The sequence below is a fragment of the Mesorhizobium sp. M8A.F.Ca.ET.161.01.1.1 genome, from assembly GCF_004792105.1.
GTDB lineage: Bacteria > Pseudomonadota > Alphaproteobacteria > Rhizobiales > Rhizobiaceae > Mesorhizobium.
On record NZ_SRTD01000316.1, the window covers coordinates 1 to 320 of the forward strand.

Annotated in this window: 1 protein-coding gene; it reads left to right on the top strand. The window is 68.4% G+C overall.

Annotated elements, in window-relative coordinates; genetic code table 11:
• A partial coding sequence (locus tag EN804_RS35880) for a GGDEF domain-containing protein (protein ID WP_135922390.1) occupies positions 1-320 on the top strand: 320 nt, incomplete at both ends.

The following is a 320-nucleotide window of genomic DNA, read 5'->3' on the forward strand; positions in this document are numbered from 1 at the left end:
GGTGCTGGTGGCCCAGCGCCTGCAATCCTACCTGCGTGGGCGCGGCAAGCTGTGGCGGCATGGCAGCGACGAGTTCCTGATCGCCGTGCCACGCACCGACGACGTGCCGCTGCCGGAGGATTTCGCCGAGGAGATCCGCCAGCAGATGGAACTGCCGCTGTCGGTGCTGCCGTACACGCTGTTCATGACCGGCAAGCTGGGCGTGAGCCTGTGCCCGGAGCATGCCAGCAGCGCCTCGCGCCTGCTCGACCATGCCGAGGATGCGCTGTACCAGGCCGCCCGCGAAGGCGGCAATGCCGTGCGCATCCATGCGGTGGATA